This window comes from Mucilaginibacter agri (genome assembly GCF_009928685.1).
Taxonomy (GTDB): Bacteria; Bacteroidota; Bacteroidia; order Sphingobacteriales; family Sphingobacteriaceae; genus Mucilaginibacter; species Mucilaginibacter agri.
Genome location: NZ_WWEO01000045.1, coordinates 1,085,630 through 1,107,256 on the forward strand (window position 1 = coordinate 1,085,630; position 21,627 = coordinate 1,107,256).

Here is a 21,627-nt window from a genome sequence, read left to right on the forward strand (position 1 = left end):
AATTTACTTGGTTTAATGGTTTAAAATTTGGATTTAAGTTATGCTGATCAATGAGGGGCTATATAAACCTCGTCCATTTCTTCCAATGTTTTACCATTGGTTTCTTTAACGACGGTTAGACTAAAAATGAAATTAATAAGGCTGAATGCGGCAAAGGCCCAAAACGTTATGGCGGCGCCGGCTTTGTCTAAAAGCCATGGAAAGAACTGCCCCACCATCCAAACTGCGCCCCAAAGCGCCAGCGTACAAAGTGAAACAGCCTTTACACGAACATTGGTAGGGAATATTTCGTTGATAATGATCCATGTAACCGGCCCTACCGAAAATGCAAAACAGGCAATGTAAACCAGTATTAATACTAGTAATAAATACCCTTGTGTGTTGCCTGTATAAAATAGCAGTCCGCACGAAATCAAGGATAATACTATACCTGTAAGCCCATATTTCAACAATGATTTACGACCGTATTTATCGGCATAGCTAATAGCAACCAGTGTGAAGATTACGTTGATGGCTCCGATAATGACCTGAAAAAGTAATGCATTGCTGCTCGGTATACCTACCGTTTCGAAAATTCGCGGTCCGTAATAAATGATGGCATTTATACCCGAAAACTGCTGAAGTACTGCCAACACAACGCCTATCAATAGAGGGACGCGCAACGCTTTTTCTATCGGAAACAATGATGTACTCGATGAACGCTTTTTGGCTTTGCTGATGTCGCTTAATTCTTTATCAGCCTCTTCAGGCGTTCTGATAAAATTGAGAATACGTGCTGCTTCGTGGGATTTATTCACCGATACTAACCAGCGCGGGCTCTCGGGCACCGTCCATAAGGCCAATAAAAAACATAACGATGGAACACACATAATTAAAAACATGGCACGCCATGCCTCTGTGCTGAAAAGCCAGTGGAAAGCGCCAGAACCGGTATCCTGTTTGGCCACCTGCAGCACCAGGGCATTACTTAAATAAGCGAGCAGTATACCCACAGTAATGGCCATTTGATAATAAGCAACCATTTGGCCCCTTTTTGCAGCAGGCGCAAACTCGGCGATATACATAGGTGATATAACGGACGCCATACCAACGCCTACACCACCCAATAACCGCGATACGATCAACACATTTAAAGAAGGCGCAAAAGCGCAACCTATGCCAGATGCCAGGAACACAACGGCAGCAATCAAAATAGTTTTCTTACGACCGATTCGATCGCTTATAGCACCTGTGGCAAATACGCCAATGATACAACCCAGCAAGCCACAGCTTACCAGCCAGCCCTCCATTGTAGTACTTAATTGAAATTGCGTTTTCAGGAAGCTTTCTGCTCCGGAAATAACAGCAGTATCAAACCCAAAAAGTAGTCCGCCGAGGGCTGCGGCGATACAGATGTAGTTTACCCTACGGGCTTGCGGAATTGAACTCATAATTTAGTTTTTGTTAGCGTTTATAATCGTCGTCGTAGCGCTGTATATCCTCCTGTTGCCAATTACCAAAGGCAACCTCTAGCACGCGCACAGGTGTATCACCTTTGCAAGACAGTCGGTGTTTCTCATTGGCAGGTATCCAAATCTCATCGCCGGCTTTATATTCGGCAATATGATCTCCTACTTGTACCATGGCTCCGTCGTCAATAACTATCCACAACTCGGCCCTGCCTGTATGCGATTGCAAACTAAGGCGCTGCCCCGGCAACACGCTCATGAGGCTCACCGTGCAATCTGTATTATTAGCATACTGTTTGAAAGTACCCCAGGGGCGGGTTACAAACGCCACATCGGGCTTGGTGGCAGGAATAGGTTTGGTTGTATATTTACTCATAATATTTTGTTTTTTCGCGTTACTTATGCATTAAATCTTACAAACGCCTTTAGAGTGGCGCATTCTTTCTCCTCGCTTTCTCCATAAGGCCGAATGGTGTACTCGCCTACATGTTCGGGCACGATAAAGGTTTCGGCGTAGTGCACAATGTAGGGTTCGAAAGTATTGTTGGGGCTTTCCACAATTACCTCCCGTCCTTCAACCAGATTCAGCACGTTCACACTTCCATTGGTGTGGTGATGAACTTTGCCGGTAAACCAATGACGACGTGTTTCGATAAATTCTGTTTCATGCAGGCCTGTCCGCTCTTCGCGCCAACCCTCGCCTTGGCTTATTGGCTTTATTGCGTTAATTAATTCTCGTTCGACAACTTCGGGGGTAACGTCCCAGTTGATTACTTTTTTGCCGTGCCCGATGTTGATCGGCCGGGGTTTTCCATCGAGGCCCATGCGTCCCCAGTCCCATAATTTAAATGTAAAGATGTAGGGTGTTGCGCTTATCTCAAGTACCATGCTGTTTTTGCCAGAGCAATGTATGGTCCCGGCGGGTATCAAAACATGGTCGTGTTTCTTAACCGGATATTTGCCTACATACTTTTCAGCATCGAAGCCGCCATCTCCTTTATTGGCATCTTTTAACGCTTTAATCATTTCTTCAGAGTCAACATTATTGTTGAGCCCTAAATAAACGCAGGCATCAGGTTCGGTATCCAGCATATAATAGCTTTCATCTTGCGTATAGGCCATACCAAAATGCTCGTGGATATACTCATTAGTCGGGTGAACCTGCAAACTGAGATTTCCACCTTCAATAGTATCTAGAAAATCAAACCGGATGGGGAACTCGCCCCCAAAACGGGCTTCAACAGCCCGACCAAGCAGTTTTTTTGACTGGGTAAATACCAGATTAATAGCAGGTGTCTCAAACAAAACATCGCCAAACTGAAGCAACATACTATTCTCTTCGGGTACGCAGTCAAAACACCATGCATAATTGATCTGAGATGGGTCGAGATCACAATATTTCTTCATCCATTGCCCACCCCAAGGGCCGGGATCAAAAAATGGAACCACCCGGAAAGGTCGGCTAACAACCTGTTCTAAAGCGTTGTTAAGCGCTTTACCACTCACCATCTTAGGGTTATTGGCTTGAGTGGTGTCAACCACATAATCCCAATGGTGCATTAGCGTTCTTTTATGCTTGTCACATACACGCCAGTCTACAAAAAAGGCGCGCTTATACTGCAACGATGCTTTAAGGCTGCTGTTGTTTACGCCAAGATTGTCAACTTCGTTTCTGCGCTGCCGCAGTTGCCCTTCCCATCGTGGCATATCAAAATACACAAGCAGGTCGGCATTGGGGGCAATAAGCGTTGCACCAGGCCCATAAATGTACATAGCACCTTCGGCTCCGTTTAATTTATACTGAAAAGCAGATAGTTTTTCCGGATCGAAAAAATCTAAAAGCGTGAGCCTTGTTATGTACCCAAATATTTCGTCGTCTGTAACATCGGGAAACACCAATCTGTCTATCTCGCTCTCGGAACGCATGTAATCAGTAGTGCGAAAAAATGTGACGCCGAGCCGCGATTCAAGCTCTGTTATAATCTCCTCATCGTACAAACCTGTATAACATTCGAGAGCCACAACCTTACTTTTATCCGGACCGCCATGTGTGCCAATGGTTTTGGCAATATCCTCCCAACCTGTCCAGGCATCCTGGGCATGCCCCACCGCTATAGCAGGCAACTTATCGTAATTAGAAAAAAAATGGGCCATAAATATCCTGTTACAAGTTTTATCTTGTATTAAATTATTGATTATTAACTGTTTAAAAATTACTACCTTCTGGCAGCTTTAGGTTATTATTATAAAAATAATTAAGCTACTGTTTTATATTGGGCACCAGCACCGGCTGCCCTTCTTGCTCTATTAATATTTCTGAAAAACCCTTTTCTGATATAGTTCCGTAATCGTGGCCGGCATCCGAGGGCCAAAATGCGCTGAATGACAATATTTGTTCACCAACATTTGCCGTGCGGTGCGCTGTGTTACCAGGGATATAATGAATACTACCGGGTATCATTTTCTCGGCCCTTGTATTTCCATTCTCATCCATGAGCAACAACATCCCCTCGCCTTCCAACGTACAATAATATTCGCCGCGATTGCGGATCTCGTGAAAATGGCCCTTAGTCATAAAATACTCCTGCCCCACCTTTCCCGGATGAATGTAGGTGATACCGTAAAATAATCCACCTTCTGTGCCGTGCGCAACCGGGAATGACGATTCTACGTCATAGACCACGGTTTCTCCATCCATTTGGGCAAAAGCGGCTTTATCATTAAAAATATCGCCCAGGTCTTTCAGTTTTCTGGTCAAACGATCAATGTTTTCGCCCGTTAACAGGTCATCTTTAAAAATTAGGTTTGGTTTGGTTATGTTGTTCATAGTTTATTAAAACGAATTTCGGTCAATCAGTACAAATGGGTTTTCCAACACTTCTTTTTTGCCGCTTAATATCATCTTAGCCATAGATCTGCCCATTGCGGCAAAATCTGTTGTCACGGTTGATATGCCATCACCAATTACACTCTTTAAAGCTGTTTCGTTGTAAGAAAGCACTCCAATATCCTTACCCAACTTCCACTTGTTTTCTTTTGCTATTTTGATTACATCAACTAAGTGGTTATCATCTATTACTATAAATGCATCACCTTTTTTAATGTTGTCAATGTTTATGGTATTCAACACTTCGGTAGTTGTATCTACCCCCGCGCTTTTTGAAAACTTATTAAACCCTGCGATGATATCTTTTGTGCGCAAACCCTCTGGAAATACCAGAAATAACCGCTCATATTTGGCAACCATTTCTTTTGATTGCATTAATATCGAAAAGATATCATCTTCAAAGTTTTGATACACACCGGCATAGCTATCGTGGTATTCTTTAAAGCCAACGTCAAGTAAAAATGTCTGGCGCGGATCGAGCAGGGCGAGCGTCTGATTTGCTGCCGCTCCTACTTCGGGCATAATGATAAATGTGTTATAGTATCCTGCCTGACCGCTTATTAACGAATCGAACATTTTTGCGCTGTGATGATGAAAATAGATATCAACGGAGCAGGTTTTGGGCAAACTGTTTATTAATGCATTATACAACGTTTCTTTATAAGGTGTAAACGTGCTGAAAAGCAAGAATATCCTTTTGTTTTGCTTGGTTTCCGTACTCGAAACAAAATACCCCTTACCAGGGATAGAATCTATTATACCGGCAGCCCTCAGATCGTTATAAGCACTAAAGACCGAACCACGGGCAAGCGAGAACTTCTCAGATACCTTATTAACAGATGGCAACAAATCATCTTTTGTTAAAGTTCCGCTATCGATACTGCGATATATAGACTGAACAATTTGTTTATAAATAGGGATAGCAAGCGAAGCATCTATCTGGATGATTTCATCAACGTCGGTTTTCATTTTTTACGATAAATATTAGGTTGCAAAAATAAACTTATTTGCCATAAACAGGTATATACTGGTATACTTTTAAATAAATTTTGTGTACAACTCACACCAAGTATATATCTTGCCAAGTGGCTATTAATCATTAATTTAAAATTACTGATTATCTATAAATGTGACACTGAGAAATCTCCGCGTGTGTGCTTATGTATCGTTTATGGCGTTTATTATCATATTATCTTTATTTTTTTAATAACTATTTATCTATTTATCAGACACCGGAACTAATTTCGCGCTAAGATCTGGCTGGGCCATGTCTCTGTTAAACGGAAACATGGGTCGGTTAATTCGGGTGAACGTCATGTGTTCCAGGTCCTGGTCGGCACCTCCCGGAGTTAAAGCCATCATCCATGCAGCTTGTGCCTTATATAAATCGGGGTCGAGATAGCCCAGCTTTACTACAACAATGTCAGCGGCTTTCATATCGAGTCCCAGCCGTTTAAAATCTTCGTCGGTACGATAAGATTTACGAATCTTGGTAACAATGATCTTCATTGATCCAGTCTGAATAACCGCTTCTATCTCGGCTTGCGGGTCTCCTTTTACCACAGCGAGTACCTTCCCTTCGATCAAAACTGGCCCCGCGAAACGATGGTCAACTATCGCGCCTGCATAACCTTTAACAAGGCCTCCCTTTCCTACCCTAAATGCCTGCTCGGCCAGTTCATCACCGGGGATAGATGCGTAGATTAAGGATGGACCGTTTGGTTCAGCGAGTTCTTTGCGGGATAGCAGTTGTTTTAAAGTCCACGTTACGTCACCGGCAGCGCCCGCAGTTGGATTATCACCACAATCGCTGATAAAAAATGGGCGCTTGTTACTTACCAAGGCTTGCGTGAGGCATTCGTCGAGCGTGCCTGTGGGCGCCACAAACGAAAAGCTACTCCTTGCATCCCAAAATTTCTGCGCCAGTTTTGTAGCCGTATTAATGGTTCTTTGTTTATCATCTCCAACGGCCATAGCCACCGCATGATTACGAGGTTCATCAGCCCAGGCATAACCAACCCAAATTGATGCGTCTACAATACCCGGCTGGCTTGCTGCGGGGCCAACGGCAGCATACAAACTTTTAGCCGGTTCTAATCTCGTACTCGTTTTTTCTCCCGGAAGCAGGATGGGAATATTTACATAAGCCTTATAAGCCGGTTTACCCTTACCACTTTCCAACCGTTCAACTAATTCAGTCATCGCCCTTTTCTTGGTGTCGAGCGCGTCTTCGTGCGGTGCCTTACGATAACAGGTTATCAGATCCGTATACTTAGCTAAACGCCAGGATACATTTCCATGAAGATCCATAGAAGTTGAAATGATTGGCTTAGCTCCAACCAGCTTCCGTATACGCTCTAAATAATCTCCCTCAGGATCGTCCATCCCCTCTACACTCATAGCTCCATGTATATCCAGGTAGATGCCATCGCAAGGCAAATGCATTTTTAGAGAGTCTAACGTTTTGCGAACCAATGATTCATAGGCATTGCGGGTTACAACACCTCCCGGCAAGGAGCGCGCCACAACGGTGGGTATCCAAATGGCCCGACTGCGTAAAGGAGAGTCAATACTAAGAAATGGATAGGAACTGAAACCATCAACACCATATTTTGCATGAAACGCTTTCTCGTCGGTTTTGGCCGGCGAAAAGGTACTTGATTCAATTGCAATGCCAGCTATAAGAATATGAAATTGATGAGTATACGGACGATTTCTCCCGCTAGCAGCACATACTGCAGAGAAGAAAAACAGAAAACCCAAAATTGAAAAAAATGATTTCTTTAATTTTTTCATATATACTGGTATATACTGGTATATATGACAATTATCAGATAAAAATTTGAATTGTCCAAAAAAAAAGAAAAATTTAAACTGGCCAATCGAAATCATTATTAACGCCCCTACTTAAAACCGCCTTATACATCGAGTAGATTATAAAAATTGATCAAGGTGGGATCGACCGATATTTTGACGAACGAAATGAGTACTGCAAAAACAATCTCCGAATGAGAGGAGACAAAATTTGGGGCAAGAAGAGGTAAAACCAGTTTTTGCCAAAGGGAACACCTTCAAAGACCCGGGTAAATGGTAATAGCTACAGGCTTCGGGCTATATTTTTTGCTAACTGTAAGAGCCTTATTGAAAAATGCTGTATTAAGAGTTTACAAAACTCAACTCATAGCACTTACCAATCAAGATGTTCCATAATCGAACATCTTAATTATTAATTATTTATGAAACTTTTAGAGAGTAGAAAGTAGTAAAATTCGAAACAGGTATTCCTCAAATTACCCCTTCTATTTTGGACATATAGGAGTGTTTCAGAAAAGCTGTAAAAACAAAAAGCCCTCTAAATCATTGATTTAGAGGGCTTTGACAAACTTTTATATTGTTTTCAGCGGTGAGGGAGGGATTCGAACCCGCCCCTGTATCGCATTGACAATCAATTCATTATAATCAACTCAAAAACGTGCCGCAACGAATGTCGCAATACTTTCGTGTAAACTCACTTTAGTGTCATTTCGATTGCTAAGATACTGATAATGAATAAGAACTCATAAAAGAATTCACTTTTAAGGTTCGAATTTCTTTTGCACCGAAAGTTCAATGCCCAACTACTGATTTTTTCGCCAAACTAAGGTACAATCAGATTACACAAAATTGAGTTCACTATGTAGCTCAGTTAGCAGATGCAAAATTTGAGAGAGCATCACTTTAAGAGAATCTTATCCGGATGGCAGAATTTTACTAGCGATCACCAAAGACACAGATATAGAGGTCTCGGGACGTGTAGGTGACATTAGAGGTAGCTGGCTGGAGGTTCAATTACATAATGACGGCAAAATCATTTCAGGATTTGTTGATCCTCGTTTTACTTAATTCGAAAATCACAAAAAAACACGTCGAGTTCATAAACCAGAATTCAATCTTAAGAAATTTATAAAAATAGAATAAAACACGTTAATACTTGATGTTAACTAACCCTTAATGGGCAAATCTCGAATTATTTTCTTGATGACTTGAAGCTGAACGCATTTTAGATTTGCGGTCCGGGTCCGGGTCCTGGCTCAGGACAAAACGGCCCGAGGCCAAATACCTCATCGTCGACTTCTCCTAATTATGGCTACAATTAGCATTTTTTTTGCCCATAAAGTGGTAAAGACGATTGTGGTTACGGATTTATTGTAACTACGATATAGATGACCACGCTTTATCAATTTTTTTTTGGACAGGTGTAGCATTTCTCAAGGATGGTTATCTAACAAGCGAAATGACGTTTGACGAAATCTATAAAAATTATTGGGACAAAGTATTTCGGATATCCATGGGTTACGTTAACGATCACGATTGGGCGAAAGATATTGCGCAGGACACTTTTGTTGCCATTTGGAACCAATTGCCAAAGTTTAGAGGCGAGGCTGCGGTCGTACATGGATATTCCGTATAGCCACCAATAATTGCCTGCGACAAATAGAACTGAAAAATCGTATGCCACGCGCAGAATTTCCCGAGGAGATGAAAGAAACCAGCGACACAAACATTGAACTCGAAGTGCAACTTTTATATCAATGTATCGCCGAGCTCCCCGAGATCGACCGATTGATTATATCCCTTGAGCTTGAAAATGTAAAGCAAGCTGAGATAGCGAAGATTATAGGACTTAACGAAACCAATATCAGGGTAAAAATTCACCGTATCAAAGAACGATTATCAAAAAAATTCAAAAACCATGAGCACTGAACCAGATTTTAAAACACTATGGAGTAAGCGAGCATCAAATAAAAAAACTGACACCGCTAATTTAATACAAAAGGCCGCGAAAGTTCGAAAAGCTTTCCGTTTCAAAATGATGGTTCAAATCATAGGGTTAACAGCAAGCATTGTCGTTATGCTGAAGGCTGGCTTGAGTATCCATAACCGGGAGTATACTACCAATATCGGTTTAGCATTAATGATTATTGGGGTTGTAGCCTATCTTATTACCAACAACCGGCTATTGCCCATGCTGTTTAAAAGGGAAATTGGTAGCAGCAGTCAAGAATATATAAATCAGTTAATCCGTATCCAGCGTAAGAATGAATTTATGCATAAAGTGATGATAGATGTTTATTTTTGTTTGCTCACGGTTGGTTTATGGTTGTATCTACTTCAAGGTGCTAAGTCTTTCATTGCAATCAATGCGGCACTCCTTTACCTGGTTCCTTCAGGGTTTTTAGCTATTGCGTGGGTATTTGCCAAGCGCCGTGAGTTAAAAACAATCAGGCAACTAGGTGATACCATTGAAAAACTGGAGTCTTTGAACGGACAGCTAGTTGACGATGATATCCATAACGCATAATATTCTAATTTCATGTTGAGATCGTTTTGTTTATTTTTATTATTTGCCATTAATCTTCCTGTCGTCGGTGCTCAATCTGTAGCACATATTGCTGGAAACGTAAGAATTACAATGGCTGAAGGCCTGATCCAGCGTAATTTTGATTTAAAATGACGGCGATTTAAAGTGCTATTTGACGTTATATTTCTAATACAGTTTGCGGGAGGATGAAACATCCGGAAGTCCGTCTGCAAATTAATCTTAAGGGGTACTGTAAAATAGGTCAAAAAAAATTTAATGAATAGCGGCAATGCGTGGACGGGATTTCAAAAAGGGGATTTCACATGGCTATATCAGCGAAAAAAACGGCCGCTCTTGGTACGCAATGTGCTCGGTTTTGATATGGTTGTTGAAGCATTAAAAATGAAAAATATTGTTTGCCGGTTATTGCTGACGCGGGTTAGTCCTTGCACCCATAATCAGCAGCCAAAAGCAAATGGAGAGTTCACCAATACTTGCGGGCATGATAACATAGTTGGTGATACCTAAATCGCTATAGTGCAAAAAAAAGAAACTTCCAATAAAATCAGTAACATACCCAAAACAACCAACCATCAAAAATATACCTATAATTTTAGGGATAATTTTGGATCGATAAATCAAATACCCCAGAGGAAATAACCACCCGCCCCAGAATATCTCGGTTGCCCTTATCCCGTTTCGATATATATTGATGTAAACTAATATTTGATCTTGCATTACGGCTGGACTAAACGTTCTGAGTTGCGTCCCGCCATCAATTAAAGAAAGAATAGCCAACCGGTTTTGAAGATTGACAAAGTCCATAACAATGCTAATTCCTACGAGTAACACCATAACCAAGGCAACCCTTTTACTAACCTGCTGAAAAAGTTTATAAAACGTTAAGACCAGCAATAAATAGAACAAATTGGATACGATCTCGGCAACAATAGCGAAGCGAAAAAGCGTAATATGGGCGCGCAGATTCCGAACGGTTAGCGCCATATTATCCCGGTTGATAAGTATAACAGGAACATAACGTAAATAGAATATCCCGCCGAACACAATAACAAGATAGAAAAGGCCTGCAGTCCTTGCTGTTCTTTTAATGGTTTCCACGTTGATTTTTCCTATTTGAGCAACGCTAACGTTAATTGTTACAGAACATTACGAATTCGGGACGATTGTCTGGAAGGTATTCTTTGCCTTATCACTTTATACTGGATGTTGCGAGCATAAGGTCCATTCAGGCTTACCGATCCTGATGGCGTTTTCGTTCATTTGCTTTCGCAATTAATTTACGCTTATAAAAAGTGCCTGCAGTAAATATTAATAATTTGCATTTTAAGATCAGGCGGAACCGGCGTAGTTGATGTCCAAATGAGTTTTCCGCAACTTGCCGCTCCAGGTAAAGATGGCACGACATCAAACAATTCGAAGACTTCGCTGATATTGTTTGTATCCAAATAGGTGCAGTATTTTCGGGTGATGGTCAAAAAGTCAGGATCCGTGACCAAGCTGGTCATTCTTGCCATATAGCGCCGATCATCTTTAACACTTCCCATCACTTGTTTTTGAGCTAAATATAACCTTAAATATCCGGTGTCTTTCTAATTTCCCTCCTGCATCAGGAAGACTTACAGCCACCTGAAACTACTGGTTTCAAATCATCAGCCAATTGCTGAATTGTTCTAAACTGTCCTTACCGTTGCTACCGGCAAGGATATGTTTAAAGCGTGCAAAAATCTCCGGACAGTGCTCCGGCTACTTTACCCCACATTCACACAAAGTGTTTTTCTGTAATGAGAAAAGCAATGTGATCTTAAAATAAAAAAGGCAGTTTCAGTGCTTCCCTAAAAACACTGGAACGGGAAACAGCAGCAATTTCTAGCCGCTGAAATTTTCTTCTGATTTGGCCCACAAGCCCGTTAGGCACACGAAGGCAACCCGTTAGGATTGACAACAAGCCTGTGATAACGTCCGGGATACATCCTATACGCTTCTTGCTCGGTTTCGGAAAGTTCCCTGTATAAATAGTTCCTGAAAAGTTCATTACGCTCCGGGGGCCTGGTGTTGTAAAACCATTCGATTAGATCAGCTCTTGTAACCCCGTCCGGCCATTCCACAAAATCGTAAGATTCCAGGAAATTCAGAAATTCATATCGCATAGCGATGACCGAAGAAGGAATTACAAGGTTGTCCACAGTTTTAAAAAAGACCGTCCGCCCATTTAACTCACTTTGACCGAAGCCCGCTTCCCTTAGCCATTGATAAAGGTTTGGCTGTTGTTCATTTGAACTTATCGCGGCACCCTTACCATTTTTTGATAAGTTAACAAAGCTACTTATTGAATACTGTTTTTCCATTATAAGGCCCATCCGGATACGGTATCGCTAAAATAGGAGCGTCAAATTAACTTATGCGCAGTTGTTGAAAAGTCAGTTCAATGCGGAAATCCAATTTCGCGGTTCGTTTATACGCATTAGTTCAAAAACTCATTTATCCTTACCGGATATCGCACTCCGGGCAATATCCTTTAAATCTTCGAGATCGAAAGGCTTAGCCAAATAATGGTCTGCCTTAGCCTCTGACGCCAGTAATTGGATGTTACTGTTGGCCGAAAAATAAATGACCGGAATTCCGCAAAGTTCGGAATTATCTTTAAGCATTTTAGTTGCTACTATACCTCCTTCTTCCGGTATCCAGTTATCCATAAGGATGACGTCGGGCGCAAATGTCGCTACCCGGCTAATAAGGTCGCTGCAATCTGGAAAAACGCCTACCTCCCAGCCATCCTCTTCCAGGATAAAAGTACAAATATCCAGAATATCCTCGTCGTCATCAAAAATCATAATCTTTTTCATTGCCTTCCTGTTATAGGTATTGTAAAATAAAAGGTAGACCCGCTGTTTTCCATACTTTCTACCCAGATTTTGCCCTGGTGGTCGGTGATGATCTTAGAACTAATGTATAAGCCCATGCCCAAGCCCGTATGACTTTTGAGCACATCCTTTGCCCGGTAAAACTTTTCGAAAACAGAGGCAGTGGTTTCCTGGTTCATTCCCCTACCCTCATCTTTAACACTAACAGTAACCATTCCCGGTTCCGACCGGGAGGTGCCGATCGCTATGGCGGTATTTTTTTCAGAATATTTCCCGGCATTTCCAAGTAGGTTAGCCATGACCTGTTCCATTCTTATTTCATCGATCATCACTTCCACATCGTCGCAAAAAACGGTACCAAACTCATGGTGCGGTAATATGTGCCGCATGATAGCTACCTGAGCATGAAGAAAGCTATTTAGGCTTACCACTTTCATATGGTACTGTAGATTGCCATTCTCAATTTTGGAGATATCGAGCAACTGTTGTACCAGGGTCAAAAGTTTGCTTGACTGTGTATCAATTTTACTGAGCAAATTCCGTAAGCTGTCGTTGATCGGCTCCTTCGTCGTCCTGGCCATTTGGGTATAGGCCTTGAGTACCGTCATGGGAGTCTTCAGCTCATGGCTCGCGATCGAAATAAATTCTGTTTTCTTTTCATCGATCAACTTTGATTGACGTAGTTCTTCCTCTTGTTCTATCGCCAATCTATTAAGGTTGATATTCCGCTGTTTGATTTCTTCGTAAGCATTAAGTGGCGGTTCTTCCTTAAAAGCTTGCTCAAGCTGGGCAATCTTTAGGGGATCAAGTTTCAGCGAACGGGGCAAGCCGATTGTCATGATTACTTTATTTGCGACAGCTGATTCTATGAGTTCAAACCCAGGCACCAATTTTTGGGCGTAATAAAATCCGGAATCTGCATTCGTAAATTTGATTCCCGGATCAAATGTTACGTTAGCCAATAAACTGTAGCGGGTCTTATTTTGTTCCAGCCCGATGTCCAGGATCCCATGATCGGTATGTTCAATAACCGTGCGCGCAATTTCAGATACGGCCGTAGCAAATGTCGTTTGCGTAGCCGCAGTAAGTCCCAGCCGTTCCGCAACTCTCATAGAACGTTTGTGTGCAAGCACCAGGTCCATTTCGTTCTCTAACGTGATCGAAATAATTTTGATCATTATACTTTTGCAATTAATACTGACATATCATCATTTCTGCGGGCATGGTCTTTATAGATGGCCGCGGCCAAAATAGTTAAATCATATCTATACATCATCGGGTATCGTGCCATATCAATGCGTGTTTTGATCCCGTCTGAGCAAAGCATCACGTGGTTATAGTCTTCTGTCCGATATTCCTGGTCATTCATCGTGTTGGGGATATTGTGTCCAACAATACCATTATAGGACATATGGTTCTTAAGATTGACCGGCCCATAGAAACGCGCGGCAATATTTCCCACCCCGGCCGATGTCCACAACTTACGCTGTAGATCGTAGGCAGTTATATTGACGACTGCCCCCCTAGTCTTTTTAATGGAATTATGAATAAAGCGAATCGTATCGATCGGACTGTAATCCGGAAAGACTTTGAACGCTTTCGCTGCTTCATTAACAGCAAAATTTGCCTCCGGACCATGACCCAATCCATCTGCAAGCATTATCTTTAAATATTTATCCGTCTTTTTATAAACAAAGCCATCTCCGCTCGTTTTTTCTCCGGGCTTCGACACAACGATCGGCCGAAAAACAAGGTCTTTCTTCATTTTTTTTTGAGCATCGCTGTAAACCCGGCTAAGGACAATTGTACCCCAGCCAATCTGCGAATAAAGTTCAAAAGTATCTGAAAGCCGCCTCATGCTACCCAATCCATGACCAAGTGTATTAGAAGTAGAAACACCATCCTGCATCATTCTTGCGGGATTGATCATACCCGGGCCATTGTCTATGCTGATGAGTTCAACATAAGGATTGCCACCGTTTGCGAACACCCCAATGAGGAGCTCGCCATCATCGCTGTACTTAAACAGATTAGAGGTCATTTCCGCGACAATCAGGTCCAATTCATGAATTCGCGCGGCGGCGATCCCCCCATCCGCAGCCATACGATGTATTTCTTTTTTAATCAGCGAGAAATAGCTACGGTCGTCGGCAATAAAACTGATATGTGTCGCATCAACCATTTGCCCATTTTACTATTGTCACCACCGTACCCTCTCCCATTTTACTTTTGATATCGAACTCATTGACCAATCGTTTGGTACCGGGCAAACCGAGACCAAGACTCTTGCCTGTAGAAAAACCGTCGCGCATGGCAGCGGCAATATCCGGTATTCCCGGGCCGCGGTCCGAAAAGGTCAACCTTACCCCGTTGTTGCGTCCACTTGAAACTACTTCAATGATACATACCCCGCCATCCGCGTAGCGCATCATATTTCGGACCAGTTCACTACACGCAGTCAACAAACGGGTCTGGTTGACCAAGCCCATTTTGATCTTCACTGCGGTCTCTTTAACCCGGTTCTTCAAAAAAACCACATCCTGTTCCTTCAACACCTGGATCGTATCTTTACTCAGCGATAAGATCATAATCAGTTTGGTCTTCGTCGGTGTCCTCTTCGTTACTGTCAATCATAGATTTCAGCATATTCATGCCTTTTTCCATGTCCAAAGCAGTATGTACCCCTTTTAGGGGCAAGCCCAGCTCAATCAAAGTGATGGCAACTGCCGGCTGCATACCAACGACTACGGTTTCTGCATCCAATATTTTGGACATACTGGCGATATTCCCGATGATACGGCCCATAAAAGAATCCACGATCGAAACGGCAGAGATATCTATTAGTACCCCTTTTGCATTAGTTTTATTGACCATTTTTACAAGGTCTGCCTCGAGGTTTAGCGCAAGCCGGTCGTAGAGATCAACTTGTATCGTCACCAGCAAAAAAGCGCCCATCCGGAGAATAGGAATCTTATCCATCAGCTTGGTAATTAAAGTTTTGTTAACGTACTGATTTTTTTTACTTCGAGGCGCATTACCTTGAATGAATAAGCCAGGGCGCTGGCCAGAGTTGCCTTCGTAATGATATTCGAAAGATCAATACCCAGATGCACAACCGTCTGCGCAATCTCCGGGCGGATGCCGCTGATAATACATTCAGCACCCATGAGGCGGGTAGCGCTCACCGTTTTAATCAAATGCTGGGCTACCAGCGAATCTACAGCAGGTACACCCGATATATCTAAAATGGCTATACTTGATCCGGTTTCGACGATTTCCTGTAGGAGGTTTTCCATCACAATTTGTGTACGGGCGCTATCCAAAGTGCCGATAATCGGCAGCGCCAGAATGCCTTCCCAAACCCGGATCACAGGCGTTGAGATTTCGGTAATTTCGTCGGTCTGACGTAGGATTACTTCCTCACGACCTTTAATAAAAGTCTCGAAAGTAACCACGCTCAGGCTATCCATAATACGGTTTACCTTCATGCTTTCGCTGAAAAGCTTTGCGGGGTCGTTAGTCACTTCCTGTTGCAGGACATCAAGAATGGCTTCTTTTAAAGAGAAAACAAAGTTACCGGTCTCCCTTGGACTGAAACCCTGCCGGGCGCGGGTTATACTGATTCCGCCTAATATTTCAATCACCGGGCTCCATTCATCAGATTCTAAGTTCGTGAAATTTTCCAGCGATAAGTTACTAACCAATGCGTCGATCAGTTCCTCAGACTGGCTTCGTAATTCATCATTACTAATCAGGTCTTCACGTAAGCTTTCGTCGGCCAGTTGATTTTTCATCCAGAGCTCCAGGATGGTTTTTTTCTTATTTTTTAACAATTGATGTGTTTTTAGAGACATGAGTGAAGGATACAGATTAATGTTAAACTATACAATTCAAACTTGGCAAGTTGAATAATGAGGAAAGGTAGAGAACAGTTTTGGAATTAGGAAATGTTTTTATACTAAATTCAAAAGGTGAACAGGGAGCCAAAATTCCGGGCCACCCCATCGTTAACTAGCTGATTTCAAGGGGGACTTATTCGCAAAAGACAAAAATTTCCTGGAAACACATTTGGTCGTCCGCCTTTTTCATTTGATGAACCTAAAACTTAGCTGTTTGGGAAAAGTCTATTTGGCAGCTCAAATTCCGGAATTTAGGGCTGAGCACCGCATGAGCAAGAAAAATTCTACTTTTTCTACTGAACATCACCCAACTTTACCCGGATGTTATGAGCAGGAAAAATTTAATTTTGAGTCCGTTCGCATTAAAGGCCACGCAACCCACTTCCTACCTCGTTTATTTTTTGCCAAACCATCTCTTTATCCAGAAACTTTTTCAACGTTTTTTTGTCTTTATATCATATCATTTGCTGCTTCCCTGTGCTGATTGGAGTCCGACCAGTAATTATATAATCCTAAAATTTCTTTCGTTATTCCAAAAAAGGAGGCTGGTTATGCTAGTTCAACAAGACAGGACCACGGTGTTTCTACACACGTTGTCTACCGTGTATCACATGAAACATAAGTTGATTCACTATTTGCCGATGATGATCAAAATCGCATCTGACCGGACTCTTAAGTTAAATATAATGCACGGCGGAATTAACATTAATGCAACCATTCTGCGGATGGATATGATATTCAAAATTTTTAAAGACGACAGCGAACCCTATTATTCAAGTGTAGAAGGTGAAGTGACGTTGGAAGCATATCTCCACTCCATCCCCTTACACCGAAAATGTGCGAGAAACGATTTTGTGATGATCACACATTTACTGATCCTGGCGGGCATTGAAGTGAATTCGTTCAGGCAATTAAAAAAAATCGCCGAAAGTTTGAACCTCAGGGAGGTTAAGCACCTAGTTAACCAATGTTTGATAGAAGCTATAGACAACAAACGATTGATGACTAATTTAACGGATGATTATCTCTTGTTGGATAAAAGTTCGGCAAGCAACCTTCAGAAAGTCAACTATGCCTGAATATATCCTTAACTTTTCAGGCAGGTATATGAATAATAATCTTGAAGAAATGCAGGGGCGGTTTCCGGACTAAATGATGTGCTATTCTTCTGCCGTTGAGAAAATATTGGTGCGGGAATTGCAATAAACGGCGTTTGATATGGTATAACCTTGATTAGCCTGGTAGCATTTTAATATCGATAAATCTCGTCTCCCAATCTGGCGATTTTAAATACCTTTAATATCTGACGAAGGTTATATTTAGTCATGCTCAGTCCTATTTGGTACTTCAATAAAAACGGGTATTTACAAGATGAAAAATACTTCATATTTCCCAATTCGTCACAGACAATGGCTTATTCGCCAGCTTGAACTCCCTCTCTGGAACAAACTTCTGATTATAAATACTTATATCAAAAGATCTATTATTGAACAATGAGGCAATATTTGTCAATATATCTTAAAAATAAGTCAACAAATTGTTTGTTAAATTAAAATTCCCTCATTATTATTGTTATAGATAAGTATACAATATGTAGGTAGAACATTTCCCCCTTGCAGCGAGTGCGAGGGGGTTGTTATTTTAGAAAAAAAGTAGTATTTTTTTGAGTGTTTTAATATTTAATAAATTGTAATAAGTATTCACGCGCTCCAAACCGCGAGAGTGACACTGGATATCGATATGCTGTCACTACGTTAAAAATGCCTAGCTGAATTTTGCTGTTTTATCCAATTGTTTCGGGTCAATACGGTTTTGGATAATGGTAAAAAATAAAATAGGCAAATTCATCTGCTACTCATGGAAGTTAACTTCACTCAACAGAGTAGAGAATTAGTTGGGGCGGATTTGCGGCTCCTTCGCGACTGATAAATAAAATGTTGGAATTTTTTTTGGTTGTGTCGCTTATAACCAAATTCACTTTGTTATTCGCTGCAGAAAACTGTTCAGTTACGTAGCTCGTGATATCAAACTCGATAAATTGATGTGTATTGTTTACTATAGCGGTAGCGACTGATGGCTGCTTCGCTTTAGGTGCATTAGAAAACGTCAAGCTTCCTTCTGTCCAATCATTATTTTGCAGTTCAAAACATGACAGCGTTATGTTTTGTGTATTTTCTGTATTATAGCCAAACAACCGCAATTTGGCCGAAACGAGATTTGTAATGTCTGGTAGAGAAAATCTGATATAGGTACTTTTTCCATAGCCGCTCAAATTGCCTCCCTTTACAAACATTGTCGTATCACGCCCATAATTATCATGGCTGTAACTTCCATCTCTAACATATGAATCGTCGCTAGCACTGAGGGTGGTTGTGTTATTGGATGCAGGCACATTACCTTTAAAATTGCTTTGTGAAAAATTACCGCCAGCGTAGTACAATTGATTGCCTATTATCGCGGCTACGCCACCCGATCTTGCCGCCGGCATTGCCGTAAGTTCGGACCAGGAATTAGTGGACAGAGAATACGCGGAAACAAGTTTTGAAGTGACGTTGTAAGCTGTTTCACCTCCTAACACCAATATTTTGTTGCCAACTACGGTAATCGAAGACGCAATATGATCGCGACCAACTTTCATTGGGGCCAAAAAGCTCCAACTGTTAGAAACCTCGTCATAAACCTGCACCGTGTTTTGTTTGACGGTAGCTGCATCATGGTTATGCGAGCCTCCGATAATATATATTTTACCGTTTAACACGGCTGAGCCACTTTGATTAACCGCATTAGGCAAAGGCGCCAAGGTTTTCCATCCCAAACTTATATTATTTAAATCCAGTACATAGTGGGTGGCAACATCGGTTCTCGATAGATCTGCCCCGCCCATAAAGTGAAGTTTTCCATTAAGGATTTCGAGCTGGCCTACAGCCAGTGGGCGGGGGAGATCTGGCAAACGTTCATAATTATTTGATGAGGGATTATATTTCCATACCTGTTGAGTTCCAAATATTTGTCCGGTTCCATTAGCGTTGCAAATATAACCACCGGCCAAGTATATGGACGTGCCGTCTGTCGCGAGCCCCTCGTTTGTTACGCCGCCGAAGGCTGTCCCGCTGGGGCTGTGTGGCAAATCTGCTATGGCAGCCCACGTATTTGTCGACGGGTCGTAAACGAAAGCACGTTTGGTTTCTCTCCAGTAAGTAGGCCTGCCTGCATAATCATGGCCTCCAAAAATGTAGAGTTTGTTATTTACCACCGCCCCATTTATTTCGTGCGTCGGAGTAATAAGCCCCTTGGCGTAACCCCAGGTCATGGGGCTGGTATTATACGCTACAATTTGAGCTTCTTGAGCCAAAGAAACGCCCGTATTTTTAACAATAGGTGCATCATCTTTTCGACAACTTTGTACAAAAAACATTGTCGTAATACATAATCCGAAAAGGAAAAAATGCAGATTTCTAATTGTTATCATAAAGCGAAATACACGTTAAAAGGAAAACTTTAGAACATTTATATCGGTTTGACTTCTGAATGAAATGAGCAAATTTTGTGGCACTGTGTTTATTATTTTGTGCACCAAAACATTCAATGCCCTAACGCAGGTAAAATGATCAATCGTTAAATGCTTCCGTTTATTATTGAGTTATTGTTTACATTTTTAAGTGCTAACATGAAGTAAAACAAATAGTAACCTTTTGAGGTTACGAAGACGCGCGGTATTCAAACCTTCCAGTTTTTTTGGTCACTTTAATCTTATAAATTATTATCTCTGTTGTGGTTCCAATTTCACTGGAAACATCTACGATGCCGTGTGATGGATGTGCGTTTTCAGCTTCTGATAGGTAGGGCTCGATGCTTTGAATTATTTTTTTCATTGCATGTTCACTTTCCGATATATCAGTTATTTCTTCAAACATCCCCCAGCATACTACACATTGCCAATTGAAGAGATTTTCAATTTTATCAACTTCAAAACATACATTGGGATTTTTTCGCATGCTATTAATTTTCAATCCCCTTTGGGAATGAGCGTAGATATAGGCCCCATCATAGGAAAAGTTTACTGGAACGATGGAAACGACACCATCCGCATAGGTACCTAAGCGACCAATGAGCTGCGTGCGCAGCAGCTCATTGATCATTTCCATATTTAGTTCGCCTAACATAATTTTATCTAACTTAGTATCGCCTAAAGAAATGGATGACAGTTTGGAGGATAAATCATTAAGGGAATGTTTATCTGTTTAGCGATTTTTTGGCTATGACTCCCTTGAAAAATATGATGCCAAACGCTATGTTTCCTATGAATAATTGCCAGCATATCCACCCGACCATGTTCGCTCAACCATTCTAGGCCATTGTTAACGTCCAAGTCAACAACATGACGATAATAAATTTTAGGGTAGTTGGCTTTGTTAGTGATTTGGCGAAGAAAGTCATCTATAATCTTTTTAGAAGCTTTCTCGTTATAAAAACCGTCTGTAATATGTACGACTAATATTTCTGCGTTAAAATGTCTGGCAAAGGAGGCGATGGAATGAATCACTTCGATATCTCCATCACTAAGATCGGTAGCAATGGCTATTTTAGTAATTTTGGCAAACGCGAAATCCGAAGGCACCAATATTAATGGGAACGTTGCGGCCTCTATCAATTCTTTGCTGTTGCTGCCCAAAAAGAAACGGCTTAGGTTTCCTGGATTAGCCATACCCATAATCGCAAAAGCTGCTTTTTGGGTATTGAAGGCTTCACTTACTACATCTACCACCCGGCCAATCCCGCTACCGATGTTGACCTGGGGACGAAAACCATCGGAGGTTGCAAATTCCCATTCATGCGCTTTCAAATTATTTGCAAAACGATTCAGCTCGTGCTCGGCCGTTTCTTTTAATGAGCCATAATCTTCAAATGGCCATATTACGGTGCCTGCCATTGGTGCCTCCGCTGGTATCAAAATAGCGTTGCATAACAATACATTTGCTTTCAATCCTTTAGCAATATGCATCGCATACCTTGCTGCATTTTTCGCCGCTGGCGAAAAATCTGTTGGAACTAAGATCGTTTTCATTATGCTTAATTTAAATGTCCGATGCAAAGTTTAGCGTTTATCTTTTAAGTAGAAATGATCTGGATCACGTCAAAAGTTGATAATAAACAACTTATTTTCTGACTA

The 21,627-nt window shown here is 41.6% G+C and carries 23 protein-coding genes; 5 read left to right on the top strand and 18 right to left on the bottom strand.

Annotated elements, in window-relative coordinates; genetic code table 11:
- Positions 1-47 precede the first annotated feature (47 nt).
- From GSY63_RS24420 to GSY63_RS24445, 6 genes are all read right to left on the bottom strand, one after another.
- Entirely contained in the window at positions 48-1,430 is a 1,383-nt protein-coding gene (locus GSY63_RS24420) for a sugar porter family MFS transporter (protein WP_166588461.1), read from the bottom strand.
- 13 nt (positions 1,431-1,443) lie between these two features.
- The gene (locus GSY63_RS24425) at positions 1,444-1,824 is read right to left on the bottom strand and encodes a phosphomannose isomerase type II C-terminal cupin domain (protein ID WP_166588462.1); all 381 of its coding nucleotides are present in this window, start codon (positions 1,822-1,824) and stop codon (positions 1,444-1,446) included.
- Positions 1,825-1,847: 23 nt separating this feature from the next.
- Positions 1,848-3,602 (bottom strand): class I mannose-6-phosphate isomerase, encoded by a 1,755-nt coding sequence (locus GSY63_RS24430; protein WP_166588463.1) that lies wholly within the window; start codon positions 3,600-3,602, stop codon positions 1,848-1,850.
- 106 nt (positions 3,603-3,708) lie between these two features.
- On the bottom strand, positions 3,709-4,275 hold the full coding sequence (locus GSY63_RS24435) for a glucose-6-phosphate isomerase family protein (protein WP_166588464.1): 567 nt from the start codon (positions 4,273-4,275) through the stop codon (positions 3,709-3,711).
- 6 nt (positions 4,276-4,281) lie between these two features.
- The gene (locus tag GSY63_RS24440) at positions 4,282-5,304 is read right to left on the bottom strand and encodes a GntR family transcriptional regulator (RefSeq protein WP_166588465.1); all 1,023 of its coding nucleotides are present in this window, start codon (positions 5,302-5,304) and stop codon (positions 4,282-4,284) included.
- Between the two features lie 249 nt (positions 5,305-5,553).
- Positions 5,554-7,131, bottom strand: a complete 1,578-nt coding sequence (locus GSY63_RS24445; RefSeq protein ID WP_166588466.1) for a M81 family metallopeptidase — start codon at positions 7,129-7,131, stop codon at positions 5,554-5,556.
- A gap of 1,477 nt (positions 7,132-8,608) precedes the next feature.
- On the opposite strand from GSY63_RS24445, the gene GSY63_RS24905 reads away from it, so the two are divergent.
- From GSY63_RS24905 to GSY63_RS24455, 3 genes are read left to right on the top strand one after another with little or no spacing between them, the layout of a single operon-like run.
- The gene (locus tag GSY63_RS24905) at positions 8,609-8,785 is read left to right on the top strand and encodes an RNA polymerase sigma factor (RefSeq protein WP_243749312.1); all 177 of its coding nucleotides are present in this window, start codon (positions 8,609-8,611) and stop codon (positions 8,783-8,785) included.
- A 41-nt stretch (positions 8,786-8,826) separates the two neighbouring features.
- Positions 8,827-9,078 (top strand): RNA polymerase sigma factor, encoded by a 252-nt coding sequence (locus tag GSY63_RS24910; protein ID WP_317168608.1) that lies wholly within the window; start codon positions 8,827-8,829, stop codon positions 9,076-9,078.
- Positions 9,068-9,676 carry a hypothetical protein gene (locus GSY63_RS24455; protein ID WP_166588467.1) on the top strand — a complete coding sequence of 203 codons (609 nt, stop codon included), beginning with the start codon at positions 9,068-9,070 and terminating at the stop codon, positions 9,674-9,676. Before GSY63_RS24910 ends, GSY63_RS24455 begins: the two co-directional genes overlap by 11 nt.
- Before the next feature lie 423 nt (positions 9,677-10,099).
- Here the strand turns inward: GSY63_RS24455 and GSY63_RS24460 are convergent, their stop codons facing one another.
- From GSY63_RS24460 to GSY63_RS24500, 9 genes are all read right to left on the bottom strand, one after another.
- Positions 10,100-10,795: a DUF4386 domain-containing protein gene (locus GSY63_RS24460; RefSeq protein WP_166588468.1), complete on the bottom strand. Its 696-nt coding sequence runs from the start codon at positions 10,793-10,795 to the stop codon at positions 10,100-10,102.
- A gap of 185 nt (positions 10,796-10,980) precedes the next feature.
- A complete protein-coding gene (locus GSY63_RS24465; protein ID WP_166588469.1) occupies positions 10,981-11,241 on the bottom strand; it encodes a hypothetical protein in 261 nt (86 codons plus the stop codon).
- A 363-nt stretch (positions 11,242-11,604) separates the two neighbouring features.
- Positions 11,605-12,042, bottom strand: coding sequence for a hypothetical protein (locus tag GSY63_RS24470; RefSeq protein ID WP_166588470.1), 438 nt, complete (start codon positions 12,040-12,042; stop codon positions 11,605-11,607).
- A 129-nt stretch (positions 12,043-12,171) separates the two neighbouring features.
- A complete protein-coding gene (locus GSY63_RS24475) occupies positions 12,172-12,540 on the bottom strand; it encodes a response regulator (RefSeq protein WP_166588471.1) in 369 nt (122 codons plus the stop codon).
- The gene (locus GSY63_RS24480; RefSeq protein ID WP_166588472.1) at positions 12,537-13,736 is read right to left on the bottom strand and encodes a sensor histidine kinase; all 1,200 of its coding nucleotides are present in this window, start codon (positions 13,734-13,736) and stop codon (positions 12,537-12,539) included. Before GSY63_RS24480 ends, GSY63_RS24475 begins: the two co-directional genes overlap by 4 nt.
- Positions 13,736-14,740: an ATP-binding protein gene (locus tag GSY63_RS24485; RefSeq protein WP_166588473.1), complete on the bottom strand. Its 1,005-nt coding sequence runs from the start codon at positions 14,738-14,740 to the stop codon at positions 13,736-13,738. Before GSY63_RS24485 ends, GSY63_RS24480 begins: the two co-directional genes overlap by 1 nt.
- Positions 14,733-15,146, bottom strand: coding sequence for an anti-sigma regulatory factor (locus GSY63_RS24490; RefSeq protein ID WP_166588474.1), 414 nt, complete (start codon positions 15,144-15,146; stop codon positions 14,733-14,735). Before GSY63_RS24490 ends, GSY63_RS24485 begins: the two co-directional genes overlap by 8 nt.
- Positions 15,127-15,537, bottom strand: a complete 411-nt coding sequence (locus GSY63_RS24495) for an STAS domain-containing protein (protein WP_166588475.1) — start codon at positions 15,535-15,537, stop codon at positions 15,127-15,129. The genes GSY63_RS24490 and GSY63_RS24495 overlap by 20 nt, the downstream gene beginning before the upstream one ends.
- An 11-nt stretch (positions 15,538-15,548) precedes the next feature.
- Positions 15,549-16,412: an STAS domain-containing protein gene (locus GSY63_RS24500; RefSeq protein ID WP_166588476.1), complete on the bottom strand. Its 864-nt coding sequence runs from the start codon at positions 16,410-16,412 to the stop codon at positions 15,549-15,551.
- 259 nt (positions 16,413-16,671) lie between these two features.
- On the opposite strand from GSY63_RS24500, the gene GSY63_RS24505 reads away from it, so the two are divergent.
- Both GSY63_RS24505 and GSY63_RS24510 read left to right on the top strand, forming a co-directional pair.
- Positions 16,672-16,941: a hypothetical protein gene (locus GSY63_RS24505; RefSeq protein WP_166588477.1), complete on the top strand. Its 270-nt coding sequence runs from the start codon at positions 16,672-16,674 to the stop codon at positions 16,939-16,941.
- A gap of 67 nt (positions 16,942-17,008) precedes the next feature.
- Positions 17,009-17,536: a DUF892 family protein gene (locus GSY63_RS24510; protein WP_166588478.1), complete on the top strand. Its 528-nt coding sequence runs from the start codon at positions 17,009-17,011 to the stop codon at positions 17,534-17,536.
- 791 nt (positions 17,537-18,327) lie between these two features.
- Here GSY63_RS24510 and GSY63_RS24515 read toward each other — a convergent pair.
- The 3 genes from GSY63_RS24515 to GSY63_RS24525 all read right to left on the bottom strand — a co-directional run bounded on the left by GSY63_RS24515 (position 18,328) and on the right by GSY63_RS24525 (position 21,522).
- A complete protein-coding gene (locus GSY63_RS24515) occupies positions 18,328-19,872 on the bottom strand; it encodes a CBM96 family carbohydrate-binding protein (protein WP_166588479.1) in 1,545 nt (514 codons plus the stop codon).
- A 283-nt stretch (positions 19,873-20,155) separates the two neighbouring features.
- Entirely contained in the window at positions 20,156-20,620 is a 465-nt protein-coding gene (locus GSY63_RS24520) for a pyridoxamine 5'-phosphate oxidase family protein (RefSeq protein ID WP_166588480.1), read from the bottom strand.
- A 23-nt stretch (positions 20,621-20,643) separates the two neighbouring features.
- Positions 20,644-21,522 carry a universal stress protein gene (locus tag GSY63_RS24525; RefSeq protein WP_166588481.1) on the bottom strand — a complete coding sequence of 293 codons (879 nt, stop codon included), beginning with the start codon at positions 21,520-21,522 and terminating at the stop codon, positions 20,644-20,646.
- Positions 21,523-21,627: the final 105 nt, after the last annotated feature.

Excerpts from the sequence above, each read along its gene's own strand:
- GSY63_RS24510 (WP_166588478.1), top strand. The coding sequence starts at position 17,009 with ATGCTAGTTCAACAAGACAGGACCACGGTGTTTCTACACACGTTGTCT.
- GSY63_RS24905 (WP_243749312.1), top strand. The coding sequence starts at position 8,609 with ATGACGTTTGACGAAATCTATAAAAATTATTGGGACAAAGTATTTCGG.
- GSY63_RS24420 (WP_166588461.1), bottom strand. The coding sequence starts at position 1,430 with ATGAGTTCAATTCCGCAAGCCCGTAGGGTAAACTACATCTGTATCGCC.
- GSY63_RS24425 (WP_166588462.1), bottom strand. The coding sequence starts at position 1,824 with ATGAGTAAATATACAACCAAACCTATTCCTGCCACCAAGCCCGATGTG.
- GSY63_RS24485 (WP_166588473.1), bottom strand. The coding sequence starts at position 14,740 with ATGGTTGATGCGACACATATCAGTTTTATTGCCGACGACCGTAGCTAT.
- GSY63_RS24455 (WP_166588467.1), top strand. The coding sequence starts at position 9,068 with ATGAGCACTGAACCAGATTTTAAAACACTATGGAGTAAGCGAGCATCA.
- GSY63_RS24495 (WP_166588475.1), bottom strand. The coding sequence starts at position 15,537 with ATGGATAAGATTCCTATTCTCCGGATGGGCGCTTTTTTGCTGGTGACG.
- GSY63_RS24490 (WP_166588474.1), bottom strand. The coding sequence starts at position 15,146 with ATGATCTTATCGCTGAGTAAAGATACGATCCAGGTGTTGAAGGAACAG.
- GSY63_RS24515 (WP_166588479.1), bottom strand. The coding sequence starts at position 19,872 with ATGTTTTTTGTACAAAGTTGTCGAAAAGATGATGCACCTATTGTTAAA.
- GSY63_RS24520 (WP_166588480.1), bottom strand. The coding sequence starts at position 20,620 with ATGTTAGGCGAACTAAATATGGAAATGATCAATGAGCTGCTGCGCACG.
- GSY63_RS24470 (WP_166588470.1), bottom strand. The coding sequence starts at position 12,042 with ATGGAAAAACAGTATTCAATAAGTAGCTTTGTTAACTTATCAAAAAAT.
- GSY63_RS24525 (WP_166588481.1), bottom strand. The coding sequence starts at position 21,522 with ATGAAAACGATCTTAGTTCCAACAGATTTTTCGCCAGCGGCGAAAAAT.
- GSY63_RS24430 (WP_166588463.1), bottom strand. The coding sequence starts at position 3,602 with ATGGCCCATTTTTTTTCTAATTACGATAAGTTGCCTGCTATAGCGGTG.
- GSY63_RS24465 (WP_166588469.1), bottom strand. The coding sequence starts at position 11,241 with ATGGGAAGTGTTAAAGATGATCGGCGCTATATGGCAAGAATGACCAGC.
- GSY63_RS24910 (WP_317168608.1), top strand. The coding sequence starts at position 8,827 with ATGCCACGCGCAGAATTTCCCGAGGAGATGAAAGAAACCAGCGACACA.
- GSY63_RS24435 (WP_166588464.1), bottom strand. The coding sequence starts at position 4,275 with ATGAACAACATAACCAAACCAAACCTAATTTTTAAAGATGACCTGTTA.
- GSY63_RS24480 (WP_166588472.1), bottom strand. The coding sequence starts at position 13,736 with ATGATCAAAATTATTTCGATCACGTTAGAGAACGAAATGGACCTGGTG.
- GSY63_RS24445 (WP_166588466.1), bottom strand. The coding sequence starts at position 7,131 with ATGAAAAAATTAAAGAAATCATTTTTTTCAATTTTGGGTTTTCTGTTT.
- GSY63_RS24475 (WP_166588471.1), bottom strand. The coding sequence starts at position 12,540 with ATGAAAAAGATTATGATTTTTGATGACGACGAGGATATTCTGGATATT.
- GSY63_RS24500 (WP_166588476.1), bottom strand. The coding sequence starts at position 16,412 with ATGTCTCTAAAAACACATCAATTGTTAAAAAATAAGAAAAAAACCATC.
- GSY63_RS24440 (WP_166588465.1), bottom strand. The coding sequence starts at position 5,304 with ATGAAAACCGACGTTGATGAAATCATCCAGATAGATGCTTCGCTTGCT.